This window comes from Pedobacter steynii, from assembly GCF_900103665.1.
Lineage (GTDB): Bacteria > Bacteroidota > Bacteroidia > Sphingobacteriales > Sphingobacteriaceae > Pedobacter > Pedobacter steynii.
Genome location: NZ_FNGY01000034.1, coordinates 1 through 2350, shown reverse-complemented (window position 1 = coordinate 2350; position 2350 = coordinate 1). Strand labels below are relative to the sequence as shown.

Annotated in this window: 1 protein-coding gene and 1 rRNA gene; both read left to right on the top strand. The window is 37.7% G+C overall.

All coding sequences use genetic code 11. The annotated features are described in order from the left end of the window. The first annotated feature begins 9 nt into the window (after nucleotides 1-9). Nucleotides 10-121, top strand: a 5S ribosomal RNA gene (gene rrf / locus BLQ87_RS33090). A gap of 441 nt (nucleotides 122-562) precedes the next feature. After that, the gene (locus tag BLQ87_RS33085) at nucleotides 563-1684 is read left to right on the top strand and encodes a Fic family protein (protein ID WP_074613159.1); all 1122 of its coding nucleotides are present in this window, start codon (nucleotides 563-565) and stop codon (nucleotides 1682-1684) included. The last annotated feature ends 666 nt before the right edge of the window (nucleotides 1685-2350 follow it).

The window sequence follows — 2350 nt, the reverse complement described above, 5'->3', positions numbered from 1 at the left end:
TAAAAATATTTAGGTGCCTATATCGGTGGTGTCTACCTCTTCCCATTCCGAACAGAGAAGTCAAGCCCACCAGAGCCGATGGTACTGCGGTAACACGTGGGAGAGTAGGTCGGTGCCAAATCTTAAAGTAAGCCTGTAGTGAAAACTACAGGCTTTTCTTGTTTATCAGCTTTTTTTATTTGTCGCTACTGAATCAAGGCCTCATTGCTTTTTATAAATTTAGCATCAGGATCAGGTTATTATAAGTTTAGAGGACTTTCTTAGCGCATCGTTTATCAATTTTTTATTCCTGGATTTGGTATCAGGATTAGCTCATTATAAGTTTAGAGGCCTTTCTTAGCGCATTGATAAAAGAGCTGCTGTGTATCAAATCCTGCTTTTTAACGAAACTTCCGCCACTTCTTCCTTAGGGTCATTTAATGTGATATAGTGGCTTAACCTTAAAATATTTAAATTTTAAGGTTAACTATATCCGGTCATACCGTTTTAAGGTCAAAATCAGAGTAAACATTAAAATTACGTTATTTTAAGGTTTACTCTGATTGTTTACTTATATTTGAATATGGCTTATAAGATTAATGCTGACCGCAATAAACCCTGGAATGATTTACCGGATCTTCCTATCGATAAAGATTTATATGAAGACTTAGAGGTTTATAAACAACTCGGACAAGCGAAAGCCGCTATAGGTAGACTACAAGGACGTAGTATCGCTATTCCTAATCAGGGCTTACTGATAAATTCCATCAGTTTACAGGAAGCAAAAGCCTCAAGTGCTATTGAAAATATCTTTACAACAGATGATGAACTCTATAAAGCATACAGTGAAGACCAGGCCAAGCAATTGGATAGTCCGGCAAAAGAGATTCTTAATTATAGGGAGGCACTCTGGCTGGGCTATGATCACCTGAAAGAAAACGGACAATTTGATAAAGCCTATTTTATAAAAATGTATCGGGTGGTGAGCCAGTTTGGTGACGGAATCAGAACGCCGGTAGCACAGATTTATATTAAAGAGGCTGGCACCGGACCAAATGCAGGCAAGGTATCTTATACCCCACCCAGAGGTATAGGAGTTATAGAAGCAAAACTCGATAACCTGATTGAGTTTTTAAACGATGATCAGAAATACCCAATAGATCCTTTACTAAAGATGTGCATTGGGCATTTTCAATTTGAAGCAATTCACCCTTTTAGGGATGGAAATGGCCGTACCGGTAGGATCTTTAATATCCATTATCTAACCAATAAGGGCTTACTGGATTATCCAATTTTGTTTCTGAGCAGTTATATTATGGCACATAAGGATGATTATTATGCAGGTTTATCAGGAATCAGCCAAAGGGGGAGCTGGAAGAACTGGTTATTATACATGCTGAAAGCGATAGAGACGACTTCGAATCTGACCTATCATAAGATTAATGATATTATTGCTGCCAAAGAAGCCATTTTAACGGCAATTATTGAGGAAGGTAATATATTGAGACCGGAAACGCTGGTCTCTGCATTATTTAGTCAGCCTTATACCAGGGTTAAACACATGACCACTATGGGATTGTATTCGGAAAATACGGCAAGGAAATACCTGGATCAGCTTGCGGCATTGGGAATTTTAGAAAAGCGAACCATTCAGGGAGCAAATTATTACCTGAATATGGAGTTGTATCGAATTCTTTCAGAATAAAACCAGAACTCGGATATTTTTTTTAAGAATTTTAGCAGCTAGAAATCCTCCTTTACTGTGCTGATCAAGGATGAAAAACGATCCCTTTTTAAGGGAATTTCTACCGGCCCTTTCTACTAATGGGGGATATCCTGCAGTATCAAGTTGTTTTTTATATGACAACTGGTATTTTTGTACTTGTAAATCATGCAGTTAGGGTTGTGGTACAATTATAATGGTTGAATTGTTTTGAGAACGGTTAAATTTTCCTACTTTTGCATCCCGCTTCGGAGGAAGAGAAAGATTGAGGTTGATACAGAGAGAAGGATTTGAAAGATTGCAGTAGAGATAAAGTCAGCGTTGTTTTGACTGGTTTAATTACCAAATAAAACAGCGTAAAAAAGTTTGAGAAAAAGCTTGACAATAACAAAAAGATTTCTACCTTTGCAGTCCCAACAAAAACGGGGGGTTACCAAACGGAGTTTGCTAACAAAAACAAAAAGACTGAAACGATCGGAATACCGAAACTGAAACCAGGAACATTAAGGCCTGGAAGAAACAGAGGAATAAAGATTGCAACATAAAAGAAGAGCCGTGAGGTGATTCGCAAAGTTCATTAAAGAGATGTCATTTATAGCGTAGCGAGGTAAGATAGTACCGTTTCAAAGTACATGAAAACCAAAGCTA

Bases quoted from the DNA above. Each gene is read 5' to 3' on its own strand.
- BLQ87_RS33085 (WP_074613159.1), top strand. From the start codon at position 563: ATGGCTTATAAGATTAATGCTGACCGCAATAAACCCTGGAATGATTTA.